The sequence below is a fragment of the Morganella sp. HMSC11D09 genome (genome assembly GCF_001807955.1).
In the GTDB taxonomy this organism is placed as follows: domain Bacteria; phylum Pseudomonadota; class Gammaproteobacteria; order Enterobacterales; family Enterobacteriaceae; genus Morganella; species Morganella morganii.
On record NZ_KV791707.1, the window covers coordinates 1 to 1,000 of the forward strand.

General features: G+C 53.3%; 2 rRNA genes. Both read left to right on the top strand.

Annotated elements, in window-relative coordinates:
* Positions 1–767: ribosomal RNA gene (locus HMPREF3119_RS15255) — 23S ribosomal RNA — on the top strand; the annotation flags it as partial.
* 110 nt (positions 768–877) lie between these two features.
* Positions 878–993: ribosomal RNA gene (gene rrf / locus HMPREF3119_RS15260) — 5S ribosomal RNA — on the top strand.
* The last annotated feature ends 7 nt before the right edge of the window (positions 994–1,000 follow it).

The window sequence follows — 1,000 nt, forward strand, 5'->3', positions numbered from 1 at the left end:
GTGGACGCCAGTCTGCACGGAGCCATCCTTGAAATACCACCCTTTAACGTTTGATGTTCTAACCCGGGTCCATAATCTGGATCGGGGACCGTGTCTGGTGGGTAGTTTGACTGGGGCGGTCTCCTCCCAAAGAGTAACGGAGGAGCACGAAGGTTGGCTAAGCATGGTCGGACATCATGCGGTTAGTGCAAAGGCATAAGCCAGCTTGACTGCGAGAGTGACGGCTCGAGCAGGTACGAAAGTAGGTCTTAGTGATCCGGTGGTTCTGAATGGAAGGGCCATCGCTCAACGGATAAAAGGTACTCCGGGGATAACAGGCTGATACCGCCCAAGAGTTCATATCGACGGCGGTGTTTGGCACCTCGATGTCGGCTCATCACATCCTGGGGCTGAAGTAGGTCCCAAGGGTATGGCTGTTCGCCATTTAAAGTGGTACGCGAGCTGGGTTTAGATCGTCGTGAGACAGTTCGGTCCCTATCTGCCGTGGGCGCTGGAAGATTGAGAGGGGTTGCTCCTAGTACGAGAGGACCGGAGTGAACGCACCACTGGTGTACGGGTTGTGATGCCAATTGCATTGCCCGGTAGCTAAGTGCGGAAGAGATAACCGCTGAAAGCATCTAAGCGGGAAACTTGCCTCGAGATGAGTCTCCCCTGACCCTTTAAGGGTCCTGAAGGAACGTTTGAGACTAAGACGTTGATAGGCTGGGTGTGTAAGCGCAGCGATGCGTTGAGCTGACCAGTACTAATGAACCGTGAGGCTTAACCTGACAACACCGAAGGTGTTTTGAGTTGAGAGACGATTAGAGAGATTTTTCAGCACAGTGAAGAGGCAGAAGTCATTCACTGTGAAAGCTTGTTTTGGATTGAAATGAATTTGCCTGGCGGCCGTAGCGCGGTGGTCCCACCTGACCCCATGCCGAACTCAGAAGTGAAACGCCGTAGCGCCGATGGTAGTGTGGGGTCTCCCCATGTGAGAGTAGGGAACCGCCAGGTTATTATT